This window comes from Kitasatospora sp. NPDC085879, assembly GCF_040686255.1.
Lineage (GTDB): Bacteria > Actinomycetota > Actinomycetes > Streptomycetales > Streptomycetaceae > Kitasatospora.
The window spans coordinates 17980-39442 of sequence record NZ_JBFBJZ010000041.1 but is presented as its reverse complement, the minus strand read 5'-3'; the positions used below and the strand labels follow the sequence as shown (position 1 = coordinate 39442).

Here is a 21463-nt window from a genome sequence, read left to right as displayed (position 1 = left end):
TGCAGATCGAGACCGTGCAACCGGGGCGCGGGAGGTCAGCGGGAGATCAACGGCCTTGGAGGGACTTGACGTTGTCGCCGAAGGTCCAGCCCTTCGAGCCGTCCCAGTTGATCGACCACGTCATGAGCCCCTTCAGCGAACCACCGAAGGCGTTCCACGACTGGCTGACCAGGCTCGGCGCCATGTAGCCACCACCCGCGCCGGACTGGGCCGGCAGGCCGGGCACCTGCTTGTCGTAGGGCACCTTGATGGTGGTGCCCTGGATGACCAGTCCGTTGTTCAGGCAGGTGGTCTGCGCTGTGAAGCCCTGGACGGTGCCGGCCTGGTAGGAGTCACCGGAGCAGCCGTACATGCTGCCGTTGTAGTACTGCATGTTCAGCCACCACAGGCGGCCGTTGTCGGCGTACTTCTTGATGATCGGCAGGTAGGCGCCCCAGATCGACCCGTAGGTGACGCTTCCGCCGGTGACGTACGCGGTTTCGGGGGCCATCGTCAGGCCGAAGCCGGCGGGCATCTGGGCCAGCACGCCGTCGATGATGCGCACCAGGTTGGCCTGGGAGGCGGACAGCGTGTTGATGCTGCCGCTTCCGGAGAGGCCGGTCTCGATGTCGATGTCGATTCCGTCGAAGTTGTACTTCTTGAGGATCGGGACGACGGTCGCGACGAACTTGTCGGCGACGGCACTGGAGCTCAGGTCGATGCCTGCGGTGGCGCCGCCGATCGACATCAGGATCGTCGCCCCGGCAGCCTTCGCCTGGCACATCTGGGCGGGCGTCGAGACCTTGACGCCGGTGTCCATGCCGTCCTGCCACAGGACGGTGCCGTCCGAGAGGATCACCGGGAAGGCGGCGTTGATGACGTTGTAGCCGTGCGCGGCGATCCGGCTGTCCGTGATGGGGATCCAGCCCATGCCGGGGTGGACGCCGTTGGAGGCGCCGTCCCAGTTCTCCCAGTAGCCCTGCAGGACCTTGCCCGACGGCCTGGGCTTCGTGGGGCAGGTGTCGCCCGTCGGGCTGCTGCTCGGCGAAGCGCTGGTCGTCGGGCTGGTGCTCGGCGAGGCGCTGCTCGACGGGCTACTGCTCGGCGAAGCGCTGCTGGACGGGCTGGTGCTCGGCGAGGGACTGCTGCCGCCGGGGCCGGTGAGTGACACGTCGTCCGCGTAGTACGCGGGCTGCCCGTACCAGCCGTGCACGTAGACGGTCACCGAGGTGGTGTTCGCCCCGGTGGTGAAGCTGACGCTGAGCTGGCCGTACGACGCGTTGTTCGGCGTCCAGGTGGACGGGGCAGTGGTGAGGCCGGTGCCGGTGGCGCCGAGGTAGACGTAGCTGCCCTGGACATAGGCACTCAGCGTGTACTGGGAGTTGGGCTGCACGCTGACGGTCTGCGTGCACTGGGCGTTGTCCTGGCCGGTCGGCGTGGCTTTGAGCGCGGAGGCGCCGGCGTGGACCGGACTGCTGACGGCGGTGCCGGAGCCGCTGGAGCAGGTCCAGCCGGAGAGTCCGTTCTCGAAGCCGGAGTTGGCCACCAGGTTGGGGGTGGCGGCCCCGGCCGTGACGGAGCCGGCCACGGCGATGCCGGCACCGATGACCGCGGCGGCGCTCACCGCGGCGATCGAGCGCCTCAGGACGGTTCGCCCGTGCTTGGCCCTGCCGGTTCGGTTCACCTGCGATGCGCGTTCGACGGTCGACCTGTGCGGGCGAGGAGCCCGGGGCGGCTCGCTCCCGGCCTGGTCGCCTTCGAGGCGGCCGGGATCCGGGCAGGCGCGGACATCGCCCGACGGACGTGGAGTACGCGACCTTCGACGGAACATGCTGTGCTCCCTTCCCGCCGAGCGTCATGGGCATGACCAGAGCGTGGGGGTGTGACGCTCGGCTGTGGGTGAGGTGGGGACATACGGAGCTGTGCCGGACCGGATCGTAGGAGGGGCGGAAAGGCCCGTCAATAGGTCTGGACCAATGCCAAGGGTGCGGCCGGTCGAGCAGGGGTGATCCGCGGGAGTTCCGCGTACGGGAAGACCGGCAACAGCCAGGCCCAGCCGCACCGGTCGAAGCGCCTGCCGAACCGGGCGGGCCGGTGCGGCTGTCAACACTCGTGGCCCGGCCCGCTGTTGTACCGTCTGAACGGTGATCGGCTCCGCACTCGTACGCCTGGCGACCTTCAACGTCCTGCACGGGCGGCAGATCCTGGACGACGGCCGCCCCTCGCTGACGGCCTCCGGCACCGCCACCGTGCACCCGCTCATCGACGCCGTCGCAACCCTGGACGCCGACGTGGTGGCGCTGCAGGAGCTCGACCGCTTCCAGGAGCGGTCGGGCCGCGTGGACCAGGCGCGGGCGATCGCCGAGGCGACCGGCGCCGTGGACTGGCGGTACGTCTCGGCGCTCCATGCCCGCTCCCTGCCCGGCCGGGGCTGGGTCCTCGACCGGTCCGAACCGGGGCTACGGGTGTACGGACCGCAGGGCGCGGGGCACGACGGAGAGGCTCCCTCGCACGGCGTGGCGCTGCTGTCCAGGCTGCCGGTCCTGAGCTGGCGGGCTCGGCGATTCACCGCGCCTCCCGTCGCCCTGCCGCTGCGGGTGGCCGGACGGACGGGCCTCACGGTGGTCCGCGACCGGCCGCGCGCGGCACTGGCCGCCGTACTGGAGGGGCGCCGCGGCCCGTTCACGGCGGTGGCACTGCACCTGTCGTTCGTCCCGGGGTGGAACGTCCGCCAACTCCTCGCCGTGCACGGCTGGATCGCCGACCTGCCCCGGCCGCACATCCTGCTGGGCGACTTCAATCTCGTCGGCGCGATTCCCGCGGCCACGCTCGGCGCGGCCGAGTTGTTCTCCTCGTCGCGGCCCTCGACGCCCCGGCCCACCGTCGCACCACCCCGGCCCGGCTGGCGCGACCTGGCACGCGTCCCGACCTTTCCGTCGCACCGCCCGTTGGTGCAGCTCGACCACATTCTCGCGTCCGGGCTCCCGGCCGGACTCGGGCCGCACCGGCCGGACTCGGTGCGGGCGCCCAGAATGCCGATCTCGGACCACCGGCCCTTGGTGGTCGAGCTGCCGCTGTAGGGGTGGCGGCGTCCCGGTGTTGCCGGCCGGCACTGCCGGCATGCCGTTGAACGCGTTTCGCGGGGCGAGACGGATCACCGGCCCCGACGGCACCACCGGTAGCTTTCCCCTGCCGACACCCAGCACGCGGCGAGCAGCCCGCTCGTTCCCGCCCGTTCCCCGAGGGGATGCCCATGTTCAAGGTCAACGAATACTTCGACGGCACGGTCAAGTCGATCGCCTTCAACCAGGCGCACGGGCCGGCGACCATCGGTGTCATGGCCCCCGGCGACTACCGGTTCGACACCGCCGGCCCGGAAACCATGCACGTGATCAGCGGTGCCCTGACCGTCAGGCTGCCCGGCGCCGACGGCTGGGAGACGTTCCCCGCCGGCGCCCGGTTCGACGTCCCGGGCAACAGCACGTTCCACCTCAAGGTCGACGGCGAAACCGCCTACCTCTGCGAATACCGCTGACCCCACCGACCAGCCGCATCCGGCCCCCGGCCGCCCACGCCGGCCCGACGGGTGGCGCTCCACCACGGTGGTCGCCTGCGCCCGTGCGACCGACCTGAGGATCGTGGGAGACGCCTGCGCCGACGGCCTGCGGCATGCTTACGTGGTCTCATGACGCACCCGAGAACGGTTGAGGAAGTCGGGGGCCGGTACCGGCTGGAACAGAAGCTGGGCGCGGGTGGCCAGGGGGAGGCATGGCTGGCGTACGACACACGTCTGCGACGCCGCGTGGTACTCAAGCGAGTCGCGGTTCCTGAGGGATCGCCGGGTGAGCCGGGCGAGATCCTCCTGGCGCGGGCGGAGCGGGAGGCGCGGGCGGCCGGGAATCTCCGCCATCCTGGCATCGTCACCGTGTTCGATCAGTTCTCCGACCACAACGGTCTGCCGTGGATGGTGATGGAGTACGTGGCGGGGCGTTCCCTTCAACACGCCCTCGAATCAGGACCGCTCGCGGTCGTGGAGGCGGCGCGAATCGGTGCACAGGTCGCTGCCGCCCTGGCCGCGGCGCATGCGGCCGGTGTGGTCCACCGGGACATCAAGCCGGCCAACATCCTCCTGGCGGACGACCGGGCGGTGCTCGCGGACTTCGGGATCGCCTCAGCACCGAACGAGGTGACGCTTACGGCCACAAGGACAGCGCCCGGGACACCACCGTTCATGGCCCCGGAGCAGATCCACGACGGGCTGTCCTCACCTGCGTCGGACATGTGGTCGCTCGGGGTGACGCTGTACCGCGCTGTGGAGGGACGGCTGCCGTTCCCGGGAGACTCCCTCCCACAGGTACTCCTGGCGGTCAGCCGCGGCGTTCCAGAACCGATGCGCAGGGCTGCCGCACTGACATCGTTGATCAGTCAGCTCCTGCGGCGGGAGCCGAGCGAGCGCCCCGCGGCGGCCGTCGCAGCCGCCTCCTTGAGAGACGTCGTCAGGAGCCAGGAGGCCACCGACTCGGGCTCGGCCGACATCGACCAGTTGCTCACGCGGGCGACCCACGACCGCGACCACGGCGACGTGCAGCGCGCCGAGGACACCTACTGGTCGGCTCTCGACCTGGCGATCCAGCAGCATGCCCGGCAGCAGGAAGGCTGGGCCTGGGACGGCCTCGGTTCCTGTCGCTCGCGCGCCGACGACCCGGACATGGCCATACGGTTCTTCGCCCGCGCCGCGCGCATCGCCGACGAAACCGAGGACGCGCTCCTGCAGGCCTGGAGCCTGCACAACTTCGGCACCTACCGGCGCAGAAAGGGTGAACCGGACGCGGCCAAGGACTACTTCGAACAGGCCCTGGCGGTAGCGGAGGCCCGGCACTTCGCGGCACCCGCGGGCTGGACCCACCACCAGATGGCCGAGCTGGCAGCCTGCGACGGCGATACCCACCGCGAGAAGGAGCACTATAGGGCTGCCGTGCGCGTCGCCCTGGATTCCGGCGAGGACGAACTGGCCGGATGGAGCCTGTACAACGTCGCCAGGTGCGAGGAGCGCGCGGCTGATTTCCAGCAGGCACGAGAGCACTACGCGCGCGCCCTGGAGATCGGCGCCCGAATCCCGAACCGGTGGATGATCGAGCAGGCCGAGGACGGTCTACGGCGTACGGCCGGTCCCACCTGAGGCGAGCCGCCACGTGTGGCGGTGGTACCGAGGCCGGCGGCGGACGGGTCGGGGCAGCCGTGAACAGGACGCCGGGCCCACGGCACTTTCGCGGGCGTGTGCGGCAGTGGGCTCCGGTGGCGTGAGGTCGCGTCAGTGGTGAAGCGTGAAGCGTGAGGCACGGCTTCGGTGGTGTTGCGACGCGCGGGGGTACAGGACCTGAAGGGACGCGCGTCGTGCTGCCTCGGGGCCTGAATCGGCGCGCGGTGATTCGCGGGGGTCTCGGGGTCGGTCCCGGCGGCCCTCTGCCCTGTGCTCGGCACGGAGGCGGTCGGTGTTCATCCGCGAGGCGCAGCATGCGGGCCGGGCACAGCAGCTGCCGGGTGGTCGAGGTGAGGGTTCGCTCCAGTAGGCCCGGGGCCTGACGGCCCGCGCGTCGAAAACCACTCACGGCCCTGATTGCTCGCGCGTCGAAACCATCGTCCAGAGCTGGGGACACCAGCCGGTCCGGCCGAGCGCCCGCCTCCCGAGTGCTTCCAGGGGCGTCGGGGGACACGGGAAAGCGCCCCACCGGCGGCCGCCCGAGGCGCTGCAGCACGGTGGCCGCCGGACCTTGGTCGGACCGGGGTGGTTCTGTCCGCCGATCGAGCAGGCGGGCCGAACGACGAGGACCGGCCGTGGTCGGCCGGTCCTCGTCGGGAGGCGTTCATCGCTTTCGGGGCATGCGCGGCAGGCTCGGTCAGCCCAGTGCGTGGACCCGCTCGTACTCGAGTGCGTAGGCGAGCTTGCCGGGCTTCGGGTCGGAGTACGGCTTGCTCAGCTTGTCGAACTCGCCCTTGTTGGCGGCCTTGCCCGCGTTCCACTGGTCCAGGGCGTCGAGGTCGGCGGCGCTGAAGCCGCTGTCGACGACTGCGTCCTTCGGCAACGCGGTCATCGCCCGGGTCAGGCTCTTGACGGTGGCCAGGTAGCTGCCGAGATCGTTCGGGTCCCAGTCGGACAGGTCGACCGGGTTCGCGTCGCGGACCCAGCTGCCCCAGTAGAACTCCTGGAACGGCAGGTCGTTCTGTGTGTAGCCGATGTCGCGGCCGAAGTAGAGCAGGCCGCGGTACTTGTCGTTGCTGAAGTTGGCCAGTCCGACGCCGGTCGGCAGCTTGTTCACCGCGACCGGGTTGCCCTCGGGGTCGCGCAGGTACACCCACTTGTGCGCCTGCATCTGGTCCCAGAACGCCTGGCGGGTGAGGTTGCTGAAATTGGCCAGCACCCGCAGTCGGACGTGCAGGTCGGCGCCGCCGTCGGGAGTCTCGTAGAAGGACGTGAGCGTGTGGTGCCCGTCGGTGAGGAACGGCTCGCCGTGCGGACCGATGACGACCGTCTTCATCGGCGTGATGCTGCCCGCCGTCTCGGCGCCGACGGGGAGTTGGCAGGTGAAGGAGGACGGGTCGTCCAGGCGCGCGCCGGGCAGGACCGTCGCCGCGTCGATGCGGCCGTCGGCCTCGCACCAGTCGCTGAACTTCTTGTTGATCGCGTCCTTGCCGAGGGTGTAGCGGCCGAGCTTGTAGTACACCTCGTCGTAGCCCAGCGAGGGCTGGGTCGGGTGCACGTCGCCGATGCGGACGTCGAGCAGCTCGCCGGGTTCGGCGCACAGGTACTGCGCGAACGGCGTGGAGCGGTTGTCGTGCTGGCAGAACGAGGGCCGGGTGCCCGGCGCGCCGGGGGCGGCGTGCGCGGCCGGCGCGGCCACGACGACCGCGACAACGGCTGTGCCGAGTGCGGCGGTACGGCGGGACGGGGGTCTGAGTCGCATGGCACTCCTCGCGTCAGGGCGGATCCGCCCGTGAGCGTGGCAGCGGTCGACCAACGCCGGCCGTCGCCCCTGCGGCTGCCGGGAGAACCCGGGGCAACGATCGTGGTGCTGCGCCGGATGCACGGCCTGGGCCATCGCGTCGTCGCGCCGACACGGCGTCAGGCGAGTCACCCGGTGAGGGAGCATGTTCCCGTGCGACTCCCCCATCGACATCGCCAACGGCCCCAGGGGTGCGACGAACTACCGGCGGAACGGCATGTCAGTGCGGTGTGGGAGGTTCTCACCCGTGACGAGTGAGACCAATGACAGCGTGTTCGCAGGCCTGGACGCCATCGACTGGGCGTCGCTGGAGCACGCCTACGGGCCCGCGGGCGACGTCCCCGACCAGCTGCGCGCCCTGTGCGGCGAGGACCGGGAGGGGCGCGGCCGGGCCCTGCACGCCCTGTACGGCAACGTCTTCCACCAGGGCAGCCGCTACCAGGCCTCGGCCTTCGCGGTGCCCTTCCTGGCCCGGATGGCCGCGGACCGGTCCCTGCCCGGCCGGGCCGAGGCCCTGGAGCTTCTCTCCGCGCTGGCGATCGGCTACGACGAGGCGCACCTTCCCGACGGGGTGGCCGTCGCGGCGTGGCGGCACGGGATCGCGGAGCTGCGGGCCAAGGGCCCGGCCGAGATGATCGCGGAGTACGACGCCTGGGTCGCCCGGGCCGCCGACGAGGGCGAGCGCCGGGCCCGCGAGTTCCAGCGCAGGATGTTCGACTTCGACCGCCACCTCGCCGCGTACGAGGCCGAACTGGCGGCCTACGACGCCGTCAGGCGGGAGGTGCCCGCGCTGGCCGCGCTGCTGGCCGACGACGAACCCGCCGTCCGGGCCGCGACCTGCCGCGTGCTGGCCTGGTTCCCCGAGGAGGCCGCGGCGACCCTGCCGCACCTGCTGGACCTCGCCGCACGCGAGCCGGTCCCGGCGGTCGCAGCCACCGCGTTGATCGCGGCCGGACTGCTCGGGGACGCGGCCGTCGTGGAGCGGCTGCGGCCGTTCCTGGCCGCCCAGGACCCGGCGGTGCGCTGGGGCGCCGCGATCGGCCTCGCCCGGCTCGGCAGCACCGGCGCCGAGGCCGCCGTCGACGCGGCGGTGCTCGCCGAGCTGGCCGCCGCCGAGACCGAGGAACAGGACGGGGAGGATCTCGCGGTTCCGTTCCACGACGGAGACCTGCGCGGGTACGCCGCCCTGGCCCTCACCCAGGTCGCCGACCGATACCCGGCCGAAGCCCTCGACGCCGTGACCACCGGCCTCGCCCTGGCGGCCGGACCGGCCGCCTTCCCCGTCACCGCCGCGGCCCTCCGGCTGGCCTTCGGCGGCGGTCGACAGGCCGCCCTCCCGCCGTTCGCCGAGCTGGACCACAGCCAGCAGCGCCTGGTGACCACCCTGGCCTCGCTCGGCGACGACACCTGGTGCTGGGGCAACTTCCTGGAGATCCTGCGCGGCTGGCACATCCCCGCCGATCGGACGGAGCTGCGGACCTACGCCGGCCTGCCCACCGCCTGAGCCCGCACGCCCCCGCCGGCCCGCACCCGGGCCGGCCGGGGCGCCACGGGCCACAGACCGCTGAGCCGTTGCTTGATGTGTCGCAACACTCTCCTCTTCCCCGTGCCGACGGGAAGGAGGGGAGTTGCCGCCGGGCGGTGGCGGTCAGCCGATCGCTGCTCCGCGGACGAAGCCTGCGAAGCGGTCGGCGAACTCGGCGCTGACGTAGAGTCTGTTGTCGTTCTGGACGAACAGGTCGAGGTGCTTCTCCAGCCAGTCCGTGAAGATCTTGCCGTTCCGGTGGTCGTCGAAGGCCTGGCGGCTCGTCCAGGCTCCCATGAAGATCACCTCGTTCGGGGTGGGCGGCGGCAGGGAGCCCGCCACCTCGGCGGTGTGCAGGCAGTACATGAGGGTGTCGGGCTCGCCGTCCTTCACCTGCTGCACCAGGTCCTTCAGGGCGGCCACCGCCTCCTGCTCGCGGCCGGGCACGTACCACCACTTCGTGACGATGGAGATCACCGGTCCTGCCCTCCTCGGCCCTCGACGCGCTGGACGAGCTTGTCCCGGTCTCCGCCCGGCGGCACGTAGGAGAACCGGGGGCAGAGCGTGTGCCCGGGCTTCGCCGGGTTCGGGATGCGCATCAGGGCGGTGGCCGCGTTCTTCAGCGCGTACATGGCGTGGACGGCCAGTCGCAGCGCCGGCCGGCCCCGGTCGGCGTGCCGGTCGAGCGGGTCGACCACCTCCTTCGGCTCGCCCGCGAAGGCGAGGTAGACGTCGTCGACGAGCTGCGAGTACGCCAGGTCGAAGGCGTCCAGGGCGGAGCCTTCGGGGCTGTCGTCGGAGTCGCCGTTGCGCGGGGTGTACAGGGCCGGCTGGACGGCGGTGTAGTCGACCAGCAGCATGGCTCCCTCGGGGTTCTGGTCGGCCAGTTGGTCGGTGCGGAACCGGCGGCCGGTCTGGAGTTCGCGGAAGCGGGCGTAGTGGGAGTACATCTGCCAGCCGGAGCCGAGCCGGTCCGCGTCGGTGACGGTCTTCGCGGGCCGGTGCAGGCAGTCCTCGGGCAGGCCCTCGCCCTGGTCGACGATCTTCAGGACGGCCTCGCGGGCGGTGGCGCGGTCCTTCACCTCGATGACGTGGCCGGCGCCGCCGTAGTAGTCGCCGTCCGGGATCTGGCGGACGGGCGCGAAGACGCCGTCCGGGCAGATCGCGGGGTCCTTCAGGGCCGCGTCGACCGCGTCGTAGAACTCGCCGATGGTGCGGAACCCGCCCGCCTTCGCGGGAATGGCGTCGAGGGTGGCGGCGCCGTGCAGCGGGTGCTCGATCCGGACGAAGCCGTCCACGGCGCGGGGCGTGAGCGGGAGCAGTTCGAGCGTGCCGATGCCGGAGATCAGCGGGCTGTCCAGCGGGTAGGCGGGGATCGGGCTGAGGTTCCTGCGGCCCTGGAACTCGACCGGCTCGGGGCTGGGGATCTCCCCGAGGGCGTTGAGGACGTTGGCGGCGAGCGTCATGTGGAGCATCTCCTCCATGACCACGCTGCGGATCGTCTGCGCCGCGTCGGTGTTGCGGCCGTCCCCGATGGAGTACAGCGCGGTGAGGTAGACCGGGACGGTGCTGAGCTCCAGTCCGACGGCCAGTTGCAGCGCGGCCTTGAGGTCCTTGAGGGTGGTGATCCTGGTGGGCTCGGTCATGCGTCCTTCCCCTTCAGCTGCTCGGCGATCCGGTCGCCGGTTCGGATGGCCAGCGCGGTCATGGTGAGCGTGGGGTTGGAGGTGCCCAGGGTCGGCATGCTGCCGCAGCCGACGATGTAGAGGTTGGGCAGGTCGTGGCTGCGCTGGTGGCTGTCGACCACGGAGGTGGTCGGGTCGGTGCCCATCCGGTGGGTGCCGACGACGTGTCCCGCACCGCGCACCCAGTACGTCACGCCGTCGTGGGTGACGGCCGACGGGTCGTTCGGGTCGTAGTGGGTGTAGTCGCCGGGCCGGTACTCGGGGCGCCGGACCTTGTCCCCGATGCCGAGCTGGGTGAACAGCTGCCGGCTCGCCTCCGCGGCCCAGGGCAGCGAGGCCCGCACGTAGGGCGAGAGGTCGTAGTGGATGACGGGTCGGTGGTTGCCGAGCCCGTCCTTGTAGCGGTCGTCGATGGTGATCCGGTTGGTCGGTTCGGGATCCTGCTCCAGTTCCCAGGCGATCCGGAACTGGCGGGGAAGGATCTCGCCGAGGCGCTTGCGCAGTTCCTTGCCGTAGAGCCCCACCTGCCCGCTCTGCCCGCCGCCGACCAGGTCGTGGACGGTGTCGTAGGGGGCGTTCTCCGGGAAGTTCCAGCCCCAGTTGCCGATCTCGACGCGGAAGGCGGTGCGCTCCGAGCGGAAGGTGCCGTCCCGGAAGGCGGGGATTCCGGAGGTCGAGCCGGGGCCGCGGAAGGCGCCGACGCTGTCCTCCAGCAGGCCCCAGGTGATCAGCAGCGGATGGTCCATCAGGTTGCGGCCGACCTGGTCGCTGTTGTTGGCGGCACCGGAGGCGAGCAGCAGGGTGGCGTTCTCGATGGCGTTGGCGGCCAGCACGTAGGTGTCGGCGGTGACGGTGTGCTCCACCGGCGCGCTGCCGTCGTCGGAGTACGTCTGGTAGGTGAGTCCGGTGACCGTCCCCGTCCCGCCGTTCTGCTGGGTGTGCCGGACGCGGGAGACCACGCACTGGCTGCGGACGGCGACCCTGGCCTTGCGGGGGCCGCCGTCCACCGGGTCCCGGTCCGGGTACTTGACGATCAGTTCGTAGAGCGTCTTGAGCGCGTTGTACTTGGCCTGGACGGGGCAGATCGGGATGCAGCTGGAGTTGCCCTCGCAGCGCTGCCCGTGGTCGAAGTTCCCGACCGCGCCGATCACCTGGTAGCCCTTGGACGGCTGGGAGTTGCGGCCGACCGGGGTGTTGCTGAGCTCGATGGGGAAGGTGTGCGGCCTGCCGTGGTCGTCGATCAGCTCGACCACCAGACCGGCGGACCTCTTGGCCAGGTACTGGTCGAGGTAGCTGCTGGGGATCCGCTCCATCGGGAAGTGGTAGTCCCCGTCGGGGAACTTATTGGTGTCGGCGCTCTTGAAGAACCGCTTCGGGTCGCCGCCGATGCCGGGGTAGACCTGGTCCTCGACGTTGGCCGAGACGCCGATGATGTCCCACTCGGCCCGCTCGTAGTAGGGCTTCAAGTCCTCGTAGCCCAACGGCCAGTTCACGCTGCGCCGGTACGCGTCCCACATCCGGAAGTCGTTGGGGAGCATCCGCAGGCAGGTGCCGAGCCAGTGCAGCGTGGTGCCGCCGAGGGATCGGGTGTAGTCGCTGCCGAAGGGCAGCGGGCCCATCTGGACGAAGTACCCGCTGTCGCTGGGCACTCTGGTCCTGCCGTCGTCGCCCATGATCGGCCGGCCGATGTCGAGGACGTCCGGCTGCGGTGCGGAACTGCTTGCGGGGTAGGGCGAGTTCGGGACCTTGGCGACCGTCTCCTGGTACGCGTCCACATAGGTGTCGTACTTGTCGGCGCTCATCGCGGTGGCCCGGCCGGCCTCCAGGATGAGGATGCGGGGGTGTCGGGGCGGGGTCTGGGCGGCGGCCTTCTCGATGACCGTCTTGGTGAGCGTGGCCGCGGAGATGCCGCCGCCGACGATGACGATGTCGTAGTCGTTGGTTTCCATGGCGTTCCTCGGACTCAGAAGACGGGCAGGGAGGGCGGTTCCGCCCAGGAGCCGAAGCCGGGCGGCTTGGCGCCCATGGGGTGGGCTCCGGCGGCGACCCAGGCCAGGCCCTCGCGGTAGGCCTGCGGGGAGACGACGTGCTCGACGTCGTCGGCGGTCGATCCGTTGATGTCGCGGTATCGGCCGGAGAGCGGGTACCAGCTGCCGAGGTACCAGAGCTTGATCAGGCTGACGACGACCGGCGAGTAGCGCGGGTTCTCGACGACCTGCCTCCGCAGGGCCTCGCCGTCGTGGTTCTTCCGGTCGGCGGCGAGGGCTTCGGCGGCGGCCTGGAACAGGTGCCCGGCCTCGCGTTCGCCGATGAGCCGCAGCAGGGTGGTGTAGTAGGTCTCGATCAGGCCGGTGCCGGCCAACTCCGCCCTGTCGTAGCCGGTCAGGGCCACGGAGAGTTCGGTGAAGATCTGTTGGGGGCTGGCGGTCGGTGTGCCGTTGGCCATGGGTTGCTCCCGGGATCGCGGGTCAGCAGAGGGTGCGGTTGATCGGGCTCAGGTCGAGCGGGCGGCTGAGGTCCGGTTCGAAGGTCGAGTCGACCGACTGCTGGAAGCGGAAGAAGCCGGTGGGGTCGGCGGCCGCCTTGACGGCCCTCAGCCGGGCCAGGTTGTCGCCGTAGTAGGCCACGGCCCAGTCCTTCTGCAGCGGGTCGATGTAGTTGACGTAGGCGCCGTGGAAGTCGGCGCTGAGCGCCTCGCCGAAGTCGAAGGCCCACTCCACGTTGGTGCGGGTGTCGGCCGGGTCGGTCCAGATGGCCTTGAGTTCGAAGATGTAGCGCTTGTCGCGGTGCGGGTAGGCCCCGTGGTCGTCGCCGTCCGGGTGGCGGACCTTGCCGCGGCCGTGGGTCCACACGACGAAGCTGTCGGGCGAGGGCGCGCTCTCCATCGCGTCCTTGACGGCCTCGATCATGTCGCTGTGCCAGCCGCTCTCGCCGATCATTCCGGAGCGGATGTAGGCCTGGCGGTCGCCGACCAGGGTGGAGCGGCCGATGGTGGCCTCCCAGGTCGGCAGCGGCATCGAGTAGATGCTCGCGTTGAAGGGCTTGAGCCGCAGCATCGGCTGCAGCAGGTCGACGCCGTCGGCGTACTCCCCGTTGAAGACCGGGGTGATCCGGAAGGTGGGGATCTTCCGGGTCGGCTCGGCCGGGTCGGGGTCGCGGCCGACGTAGCCGTAGGCGGCCATCGCCTGGGGGACGTCCTCGGCCCACGCGTCGTAGGCGGCGATGACCTCCTGGGCGCGCTCCAGCGGGTAGGACAGCTCGCCGCCCATGACGGTGGCGGCCGCGGGTGTGTGCAGCTGGAGGGTCATCTCGACGGCGACTCCGAAGTTGCCGCCGCCTCCGCCGCGGCAGGCCCAGAACAGGTCCCGGTCGGCCTCGTCGGGGGCGTCGGCGGTCAGGGTGCGCAGGCGGCCCGCGGCGTCGACCAGCTTGATCTCGGTGACGTTGTCGCTGCCCAGTCCGTAGGAGCGGGAGACGAAGCTGTAGCCGCCGCCCTGCAGGAAGCCGGGCAGGCCGACGGTCAGGCAGCCGCCGCCGATCGGGATCAGCGGGGTGGCGTTGCGGGCGACGTACCCGTACACGTCGCTCCAGATGGCGCCCATCTGGACCCGAAGCCGCTTGCTGTCCCGGTCCAGCGTGATGGCCTTCATCAGCCCGAGGTCCAGCACGACGCCGCCCCGGTTGAGGCAGTACCCGGCGGCGCTGTGGCCGCCGCCGCGTACGGTCATCGGCAGTTCGAGCTCCCGGGCGAACGCGATCGCCCGGGTGACGTCGGCGACCGAGTTGGCGCGCACCACGTAGGCCGGGGGCGTCCGGGTCCGGCCGTTGTCGATCTCCATCGCCTTGGCGTAGTCGGGGCTGCCCGGCTCGCAGACGTACCCGCTGAGGTGCCGGGCGAGATCGTTGACGGCCCGCTGGTGGAGGCTCACGGTCAGGCCCCGTTCCCGGCCGGCTCCACCACGGTGCCGAACCTCGTCAGGGCGCTCAGGCTCGGCACGAAGAAGTACTCGCCGCCGCGCACGGTCACCCACTGGCCGACCCGCTTCGGGAAGAACGGGTCCGTCGGCACCGGCGGTTCCTTCGAGAAGTCCAGCTGGTTGTGCGAGCCGTACACCTTGGGCCAGGGCTGCTCGACCGCCTTGTCCCGGGACTCCCCGGAGGGCAGTTGGCCGATCACCGCGTCCAGGCCGGTGGCGGGGCGCAGGAAGTCCTCGAAGTTCGACCAGAGCGCCTGGATGAACTCGAACTGGTCCGGGATGCTGCTCTGCGCGCACAGGAACAGCAGTCCCACGGTGTCGGTGGGGGCGGGGTCCAGTGTCACCGGGCCGTAGCTGATGCCCCGTCGGGCGATGCGCTGGGCCCGTTCCTGGGTGAGCGGCACCCCGAACTGGCGCTGCTTGTCGCCGCGCGGGTTGACCTTGCGGGCGTGGGCCGCGAGGGGGCAGCGCACCCCGTCGACGTCGCCGTCGTAGGTGAAGTCGTTCGGCAGTGAGGACAGCCCCGGCACCTGCTGGTCCACCACCGGGGTCCCGTCCTTGAACCGGCCGACCATGTAGGCGCCGGCCAGGGCGATGTCGGCGTCCGTGGGTTCCTGCGCCTTGGGGTCGGCCTGCTTCGCGATCTCCTGCCCCAGGGCCTTCTCGTCGCCGCGGAAGCCCGGCACGTCCTGCTCCAGCTTGCGGTACACGAAGTAGGAGCCGTAGCCGTCGCTCCCGCCCGCCGGGTCCTTGACCAGCACCTGGTCCAGCGGCGCGCTCGGGTCGTAGCCGTCGATGCCGCCGCCCAGCGTCCTGGCCTGCTCGATGTCCCGGGCGAAGAAGAGCGGCTGGCTCACGCCGTCCGCGAAGCCGAAGTGCTCGTGCACCGTCCCGGTGGGGCTCGGGTTGCCCTGGGCGTCGAAGCGCATGGCGGTGCCGGTCTCCTCGGCGACCGTGGCGCCGATCGCCGCGAGCTGCTGCGTCAGCTCCGCCACCAGCGGGTCGATGCGCAGGACCGGATCGTCGTCGGCGACGATGACGAGGGCGTGCAGGGTGGCCTGGAAGGTGGGCTCCCATGCGGTCACCGGCGGGTCGTTGAGGACCGTCACCCGGTTCTTGGCGCCGGCGGCGAAGGACGGGTCGTCCGGCGTGAGGTCCGTGCCGAGCCGGAGGTCCCGGTACCCGGCGGCCGAGACCATCGCGCCGACGAAGACGGAGCTGGCGGAGAGGACCATCGCCGTCCGGTCGGCGGGGGTGATCGCGCCGTTCCGCGCGATCGTCCTCAGCGTGTCCCGGTAGCCGTTCGCCTCCTCGTACTGTGTCAGGGCCGAGGTGATGTACGCGGGTCGGGCCAGCGAGGCCAGCCACTGCCGCGCCTTCCGCCGGTCGTCGGGGCTCGCGACGGCGAAGGTGATGAACAGGTGGCGGCTGTGGTCGCGGCCGTGGCTCTTGAGGATGTTGCCCTGCATGTCACCCAGGGCGGCCCGGACGGCCTCCTGGGTGTTGCGGGTCGGGGGGATGGTCGGCAGGTCCGGATCGATCGCGGTCTGCTTCAGGTCGATGCCCATGCGCCCCACCATGGCGCGGGGCACCGCCGACCGGAGCACGGCGACACGCGCCCCCACGACACGTGCGAGGGGCAGCAGAATGGTTTCCACGTGCGGCTTTGTTTGGGTACGACGGATGGGAAGATCTGACGCACCATCACTCACGTGGCGCAGCTCGCGGGCCTTCGGCCGCGACACGCCGCGCTACCGTCCGCCCCGTGAGTGAGTGAATGCGCCTCCCGATCCGAAACGGGGATCGGCGCCGCCGGTGTGCCGCCGCACGACGTCGCCGACCGAGGTTCAGGGCTGCCGTGTGCGGAGCGTGAGGACGGGACGGGGTCACACAGCGTCAACAGCCCCCGGGGGCCGCCCATGCAGGTTGCGCCCGGGACCTGGTGTGCCAGGCTGGAAGTACCCGGATTCAGACGGCCGTCGGCATGCAACTCGGCCGTCGCGTTTCCCATGTGACCGGGTCCGATCCGCCGGTGCACCGCCGAGGGCCACCGTGTCAGGTGCGCGTGCGGCAACCTCGCGCGTGCGGCGGCCTTGCGTGCGGCGGCCTCGTCCTCCGGGTCCGGTCGTTCTCTGATCACGAGGAGAGCGCTGTGAGCCTGGTGCAGATCGCGGGTTCCGCGGAGGTCCTGCGCGCGGTGGTGGCCATGCCTGAGATCCAGGACGTCCGGGCGAGCCTGGTGACGCTCGACGACGGGAACCTCCGGGTCGCCGCGTACGCGTCCGACGAGGCGGTCGAGGCGGCGGTCGCGGCCGGCGCCGTCGTGGTGGTGCTGATCTCGACCGAGGCCGTCGCGGGGCAGCAGAGCCGGCTGGCGGCGGCGATCGAGCAGGGCCGTGGCGCCCGCGGGGAGGCGTGAGCGATGCCCCCGCCCTACGCCGCGATCACCGTCCCGCAGACCCCGGCCCAGATCGAGGCGGCGCTGGCGGACCTCGCGGCCTCCTTCCCGGCCCTGTGCACGCTCGACAGGTTTCCCAACAAGAGCGTCGAGGGCAAGGACATCCACTTCATCAAGATCGCGAACGGAAGCGGCTCCAACCGGCCGGTCATGGTGCTGATCGGCGGCGTGCACGCCCGCGAGTCCGCACCGCCGGACGCGCTGATCCGCTTCGCCCAGTCCATCCTGGTCAGCCACGACGGGAGCAGCGACATCACGTTCCCCGCCATGTCCTGCGAACCGCTTCCCTCGGGCCCGGCGGTGGGCTACCCCGATTTCACGATCCTGGCGAGCGACGTCAAGAAGATCATCGACGCGGTCGACCTGTACATCGCGCCGCTGATCAATCCGGACGGCCGGCTCTTCGACCAGTTGCACCCTCCGTCGCCGTTCTCCGGCGGGTGGCGCAAGAACCGGCGACCGCATCCCGACCCCGCGAAGATCGGTGTCGACATCAACCGGAACCACGACATCGCGTGGAAGTTCGAGGACTACTACGACATGGCCCTCTACCGGGCGGACTATCCCACAGGTCCGGCCGAAGCCGTCGACGAGTCCGACGACACCTACCGCGGCCCCTCGGTGACCTCCGAGCCGGAGACCGCCAACGTGCAGTGGATCGTCGACACCAAGAAGCCCGCGTTCTTCGTCGACATCCACCAGTTCGGCCGCAAGGTCCTGCTGCCCTGGGGCCTGGAGGACAACGGCGACGACCCGACGATGACCTTCTCCTCCCCCGCCTGGACGGGCAAGCGCGACGGCCTGCGGCCGGGCAGCCTGTCCCTCCCGCTCACCGACCCCGACTACAAGGAGTTCGTCACCGACTCCGCACCGCACTTCGTCAAGAAGAACCTGGGCTTCATCGGCGACTCGATGCGCGACGCCATTCTGGCCAGCGCCGGCGTGGTGATCGGCTCCACGGCACCCGACCCCAGGCGCGACCACTCCACCTACGAGGTGGCCCAGGCCGCGGTGCTGTACCACCCGGTCGGCGGCGGGCCGGTCACCGGCACCACCCACGACTACGCGTTCCGCAAGCAGTTCGACGACCCTGCCAGGGCACCGGTCTTCGCGTTCGGCATCGAGTCCGGGCACGAGGAGGAGGCCGGCTTCCACCCCGACTACACGAGTCCGCCGGGCCACTACGCCAAGATCGAGCGGGAGATCCACGCCGCACTGATCGCACTCGGCACGATCGCCGCCAAACTCGGGAAGCCGTGCCTGGTCGCCACCGCCACCATGGGCACGCCCGATCACCCCGACGTGGTGACGCTGCGCCGCTTCCGCGACGCGTGGCTGGGGCCGCGGTTCGACCGCTGGTACTACCGGGTCAGCCCGCCCCTCGCGCGCTACCTGTCCGCCCACCCCTGGGCGCGCGCCGCCGTACGCCACGGCCTGGTCGGGCCGGCGGCCGCGCTGCTCAGGACGTTCCCGGAGTCGGCCATGAGGGCACCGGGACGCGAACCGGGACGGACTCCACCGGGAAGGACAGGCTGATGGCCGGCACCGCCGAACTGCTCGCGCTCGAGCTCGGACGCCTGCTCGAACCGCTCCGCACCCGGCTGCAGGCGGGCGATGTCGACGGGCTCTTCACCGAGTTGGGACTGCCGCTCCCGGACGCGGTGCGGGACGCCCCCGCCGTGGTGTCCGCCGCCACCACGGCGGCCACCTCGCTGGGCGGCCTCGCGCCCAGGACGGCCGCTCTCGGCGCAGCCGTCCGGGCGGACGACCGGGCACTGATCGCGCAGGGCTTCGCGGAGCTCGTACCCGTCGTCGCCGGCACGTTCACCTCGCTCGGCCGGCTCGCGACCGAGGTGAAGAACGCCTTCCAGGGCGCACCACCCGAGTTCGGCCCGATCCTCGCCCAACTGCCCGAGCGGCTGCTGCACTTCACCATCGTCAGCTACCTGGAGCGGCACCGCCCGAGGCTGGGCGGCACGCTCGCGCTGCTCGGGCTGATCGAGTCGGTCACCGAGCCCGCCGACGGCACCCGGGCGGCGTACCAGCGGCGCAGCCTGCGCCTCGACCGGCTGCCGGTGGTGTTCGACGATCCCGCGCTGGCCCTGAACAGCGTCTACCGCTGGGGCGATGCGGCGCAGGCGTTGGACGCCGGGCTGCTGCTGGGCCGCCTGTGCGCGCTGCTGACCGCGATCGGGCTGCCCGCGGTGATCGAGCCGGACGTGCCCCGGCTGCGCGCGTTCCTGCTCGCGCTGGAGCCCGACGGCGGCGCTCCGGCGCCGACGCCGCTGCAACTGACCCTCGACGTGGTGGACTTCACCGGCGTGGACGTGCTGCTCCCGCTCAGTGAGCGGTGGGAGGTGCGGCTGCGGGCGGTCGGTGCGCTCGACGTCGGCGCGGGGGTGCGGATCGAGCCGCCGGCCAGGCTGGTCCCGCTCGCCCCGGCGCCGGAACTGTCCGGCGAGCTGACCCTGGGATTCCGGCGCACCGCACCCGGGGCAGGGCCCATCGTGCTGTTCGGGCAGGCGGACGGCTCACGGCTGACCGCCGAGTCCGTGCAGGCCGGGCTCGGTCTGCGGTTCGCGGCGGCCAGTACCGAGGTGGTGGCCGATCTGGTCGTGGACGCCGAGATCGCGGACGGCCGACTGGTGGTCGGTCTCGGCGGTGCGGACGGCTTCCTCGCCACCTTCCTGCCCGGGACGCTGGAGCTCGATCTCGACCTCGGGCTGCGCTGGAGCGCGCAGGAGGGCGTCACGTTCAGCGGCGGCGCGGCCCTCAGGCTCGCGGTGCCGCTCACCGTCGAACTCGGTCCGCTCCGTCTGGACCGGCTGGACGTCGTGGTGCTGCCGAACGCCGCCGGGATCGGGACCGAGGCCCGGGTGACCGGTGGCATCGCGCTCTGCCCGTTCACCGCGTCGGTCGAGGGCGTCGGTGTGGGCACCGACCTCGCCCTCCGGCAGGGCAGTCTCGGACCGGTGGACGTGTCGTTCCGGTTCCTGGCCCCGCAGGGGCTCGGGCTGGCGATCGACGCGGGCCCGGTGCAGGGCGGCGGCTTCCTGCTGTTCGACCAGCCGGCCGGCCGCTACGCCGGGGTCTTCGAGGTCGATCTGGGCCCCGTCGGGGTCTCCGCGGTCGGCATCCTGGACACCGGCCCGGCCGCCGGCGGCTTCGCCCTGCTGGTCGTGCTGCGCGCCGAGTTCCCTCCGATCCAGCTGGGCTTCGGGTTCGCGCTCTCCTCGGTCGGCGGGCTGCTCGCGCTGAACCGGCGGATCGACGTGGACGCGCTGCGCGGCCGGTTCGCCTCCGGCGCGGTCGGCCGGATCCTCGCCCCCGAGGACCCGATCCGCAACGCGCCGGTGCTGCTGGCCGACCTGTCCGCGGTCTTCCCGCCCACCCCCGGCGTCAGCGTGGTGGGGCCGACCCTCCAGCTCTCCTGGGCCGAACTCGTCCGGTTCGACCTCGGTGTCTTCGTGGAGCTGCCCGGGCCGACGAAGGTCGTGCTGCTCGGCTCCGCCCGGGCGGTGATCGACAACCCGGCCGGCGGTGGCCCGCTGCTGCAGATCCGCCTCGACATCATCGGTCTGCTCGACTTCGCCAAGCGGGTGCTGGAGTTCGACGCCGTCCTGGTCGACAGCCGGCTGCTGGAGGTGCTGGAGCTCTCCGGCGGGGCCGCGTTCCGGCTGAGCTGGGGAGAGCAGCCGTACGTGCTGCTGTCGGTGGGCGGGTTCCATCCCGCGTACTCCCCCGCCCCGCTGGTGCTGCCGCCGTCCCTCACCCGGATCGCGATGACCCGGGGCACCCCCACCGACCTGCTGTACCTGCGGTTCGAGGGCTACTTCGCGGTCACCACCAACACCCTCCAGCTCGGTGCGGCGGTCGAGGCCGCCGTCAACGCGGGCCCGATCAGCGCCCGAGGCTTCCTCGGCTTCGACACGCTGATCCGCTTCGACCCGTTCTTCTTCCGGACGACCTTCTCGGCCTCGTTCCGGGTCCGCTTCGAGGGCGCGACGCTGGCCGGGGTCCGGGTGACGGGCGAGCTGTCGGGGCCCGGCCCGATCACCTTCCACGGTGAGTACTGCATCGAGATCCTCTTCTTCGACATCTGCTTCGAGGGCACGTTCACCCTCGGCTCCGAGGGACGTCCGACGGCCGTCCCGGTCGGCAGCGCGGTGGACGAGCTGGCCGCCGAACTCGAACGGCCCGGCAACCTCGCATCCGGTGAGGGCGCCGCCGACGGCTCGGCGGTCGTCGAACCGGCGGCGGGCACCGCGCTGCCGGTCCTCTCCCCGGTCGGGCAGGTCGCCTGGACGCAGTCCCGGGCACCGCTCGGCCTGTTCCTGCAACGCTTCGAGGGCACGCCACTGGCCACCCCGGAGACGGTCACGGCGACCGGTCCCGCCGTCACGGGCAGCGCCGTCGACTGGTTCGCGCCCGGCGCCTTCGCCGAACTGTCCGACAGCGACGCGCTCAACCGCAAGGCGTTCGAACGCCTCGACGGCGGGGTCCGGCTCGGCGCGCCCGGCACCGCGGACGGTCCGGCCCGCACCCATGCGGTGACGGTCCAGCAGATCCGGCTGCCGAGCCCGCCGTCGGTGGGGTTCGACTTCGTCGTGCCCGGCTGGCTGGCCAGGGCGGTCGGCGCCCGCACCGGGCAGGTCGAGCGGGCGGCGGTCGCCGGTGCGATCGGGGTGCACGACGAGCAGTGGCAGGTGCACGCCGCGGACGGGGCTGTGGTGGTCGGCGGGCTCAGCGAGAGCCAGGCCCACCAGCTCACCGCCGCCGGTGCGGGGGCCGCGGCGGTCCCCGCCACCGACCAGGTCGCGTCCGTGCCGTTCTGATGA

General features: G+C 71.6%; 15 protein-coding genes and 1 pseudogene. 7 read left to right on the top strand and 9 right to left on the bottom strand.

The features are described from left to right. Positions 1-46: 46 nt before the first annotated feature. Together AB0P35_RS27280 and AB0P35_RS27275 are read right to left on the bottom strand one after the other, a co-directional pair. Complete coding sequence (locus AB0P35_RS27280) at positions 47-1150, bottom strand: chitinase (protein WP_363515674.1); 1104 nt, start codon at positions 1148-1150, stop codon at positions 47-49. A 42-nt stretch (positions 1151-1192) separates the two neighbouring features. Next, positions 1193-1810: pseudogene (locus AB0P35_RS27275) on the bottom strand (carbohydrate binding domain-containing protein); the annotation flags it as partial. Between the two features lie 313 nt (positions 1811-2123). Here AB0P35_RS27275 and AB0P35_RS27270 point away from each other — a divergent pair. The 3 genes from AB0P35_RS27270 to AB0P35_RS27260 all read left to right on the top strand — a co-directional run bounded on the left by AB0P35_RS27270 (position 2124) and on the right by AB0P35_RS27260 (position 5158). Next, complete coding sequence (locus AB0P35_RS27270; RefSeq protein WP_363515603.1) at positions 2124-3059, top strand: endonuclease/exonuclease/phosphatase family protein; 936 nt, start codon at positions 2124-2126, stop codon at positions 3057-3059. Positions 3060-3232: 173 nt separating this feature from the next. Next, on the top strand, positions 3233-3514 hold the full coding sequence (locus AB0P35_RS27265) for a pyrimidine/purine nucleoside phosphorylase (RefSeq protein ID WP_363515600.1): 282 nt from the start codon (positions 3233-3235) through the stop codon (positions 3512-3514). A 150-nt stretch (positions 3515-3664) separates the two neighbouring features. Then, a complete protein-coding gene (locus AB0P35_RS27260; protein ID WP_363515597.1) occupies positions 3665-5158 on the top strand; it encodes a serine/threonine-protein kinase in 1494 nt (497 codons plus the stop codon). A 718-nt stretch (positions 5159-5876) separates the two neighbouring features. On the opposite strand, the gene AB0P35_RS27255 is transcribed toward AB0P35_RS27260, so the two are convergent. Continuing rightward, on the bottom strand, positions 5877-6941 hold the full coding sequence (locus tag AB0P35_RS27255; RefSeq protein WP_363515594.1) for a ParB/Srx family N-terminal domain-containing protein: 1065 nt from the start codon (positions 6939-6941) through the stop codon (positions 5877-5879). Positions 6942-7227: 286 nt separating this feature from the next. Here AB0P35_RS27255 and AB0P35_RS27250 point away from each other — a divergent pair, with 286 nt between their 5' ends. Next, positions 7228-8484: a HEAT repeat domain-containing protein gene (locus AB0P35_RS27250; protein WP_363515591.1), complete on the top strand. Its 1257-nt coding sequence runs from the start codon at positions 7228-7230 to the stop codon at positions 8482-8484. Positions 8485-8628: 144 nt separating this feature from the next. Here AB0P35_RS27250 and AB0P35_RS27245 read toward each other — a convergent pair whose 3' ends face one another. From AB0P35_RS27245 to AB0P35_RS27220, 6 genes are read right to left on the bottom strand one after another with little or no spacing between them, the layout of a single operon-like run. Continuing rightward, the gene (locus AB0P35_RS27245) at positions 8629-8982 is read right to left on the bottom strand and encodes an antibiotic biosynthesis monooxygenase (protein WP_363515588.1); all 354 of its coding nucleotides are present in this window, start codon (positions 8980-8982) and stop codon (positions 8629-8631) included. After that, the gene (locus AB0P35_RS27240; protein WP_363515585.1) at positions 8979-10151 is read right to left on the bottom strand and encodes a ferritin-like protein; all 1173 of its coding nucleotides are present in this window, start codon (positions 10149-10151) and stop codon (positions 8979-8981) included. The genes AB0P35_RS27245 and AB0P35_RS27240 overlap by 4 nt, the downstream gene beginning before the upstream one ends. After that, entirely contained in the window at positions 10148-12139 is a 1992-nt protein-coding gene (locus tag AB0P35_RS27235; protein ID WP_363515582.1) for a GMC family oxidoreductase, read from the bottom strand. Before AB0P35_RS27235 ends, AB0P35_RS27240 begins: the two co-directional genes overlap by 4 nt. A 14-nt stretch (positions 12140-12153) precedes the next feature. Further along, positions 12154-12636 carry a hypothetical protein gene (locus AB0P35_RS27230; RefSeq protein ID WP_363515579.1) on the bottom strand — a complete coding sequence of 161 codons (483 nt, stop codon included), beginning with the start codon at positions 12634-12636 and terminating at the stop codon, positions 12154-12156. 22 nt (positions 12637-12658) lie between these two features. Further along, positions 12659-14119, bottom strand: coding sequence for an FAD-binding oxidoreductase (locus AB0P35_RS27225; protein ID WP_363515576.1), 1461 nt, complete (start codon positions 14117-14119; stop codon positions 12659-12661). Between the two features lie 2 nt (positions 14120-14121). Then, positions 14122-15735, bottom strand: coding sequence for a hypothetical protein (locus AB0P35_RS27220; RefSeq protein ID WP_363515573.1), 1614 nt, complete (start codon positions 15733-15735; stop codon positions 14122-14124). A gap of 584 nt (positions 15736-16319) precedes the next feature. Here AB0P35_RS27220 and AB0P35_RS27215 point away from each other — a divergent pair. From AB0P35_RS27215 to AB0P35_RS27205, 3 genes are read left to right on the top strand one after another with little or no spacing between them, the layout of a single operon-like run. After that, complete coding sequence (locus AB0P35_RS27215) at positions 16320-16586, top strand: hypothetical protein (protein WP_095871359.1); 267 nt, start codon at positions 16320-16322, stop codon at positions 16584-16586. 3 nt (positions 16587-16589) lie between these two features. Beyond that, positions 16590-18161, top strand: a complete 1572-nt coding sequence (locus AB0P35_RS27210; RefSeq protein ID WP_363515570.1) for a M14 family zinc carboxypeptidase — start codon at positions 16590-16592, stop codon at positions 18159-18161. Continuing rightward, entirely contained in the window at positions 18161-21460 is a 3300-nt protein-coding gene (locus AB0P35_RS27205) for a DUF6603 domain-containing protein (RefSeq protein WP_363515567.1), read from the top strand. Before AB0P35_RS27210 ends, AB0P35_RS27205 begins: the two co-directional genes overlap by 1 nt. Positions 21461-21463 lie beyond the last annotated feature (3 nt).

Bases quoted from the DNA above. Each gene is read 5' to 3' on its own strand.
- AB0P35_RS27260 (WP_363515597.1), top strand. From the start codon at position 3,665: ATGACGCACCCGAGAACGGTTGAGGAAGTCGGGGGCCGGTACCGGCTG.
- AB0P35_RS27265 (WP_363515600.1), top strand. From the start codon at position 3,233: ATGTTCAAGGTCAACGAATACTTCGACGGCACGGTCAAGTCGATCGCC.
- AB0P35_RS27230 (WP_363515579.1), bottom strand. From the start codon at position 12,636: ATGGCCAACGGCACACCGACCGCCAGCCCCCAACAGATCTTCACCGAA.
- AB0P35_RS27235 (WP_363515582.1), bottom strand. From the start codon at position 12,139: ATGGAAACCAACGACTACGACATCGTCATCGTCGGCGGCGGCATCTCC.
- AB0P35_RS27240 (WP_363515585.1), bottom strand. From the start codon at position 10,151: ATGACCGAGCCCACCAGGATCACCACCCTCAAGGACCTCAAGGCCGCG.
- AB0P35_RS27205 (WP_363515567.1), top strand. From the start codon at position 18,161: ATGGCCGGCACCGCCGAACTGCTCGCGCTCGAGCTCGGACGCCTGCTC.
- AB0P35_RS27255 (WP_363515594.1), bottom strand. From the start codon at position 6,941: ATGCGACTCAGACCCCCGTCCCGCCGTACCGCCGCACTCGGCACAGCC.
- AB0P35_RS27210 (WP_363515570.1), top strand. From the start codon at position 16,590: ATGCCCCCGCCCTACGCCGCGATCACCGTCCCGCAGACCCCGGCCCAG.
- AB0P35_RS27220 (WP_363515573.1), bottom strand. From the start codon at position 15,735: ATGGGCATCGACCTGAAGCAGACCGCGATCGATCCGGACCTGCCGACC.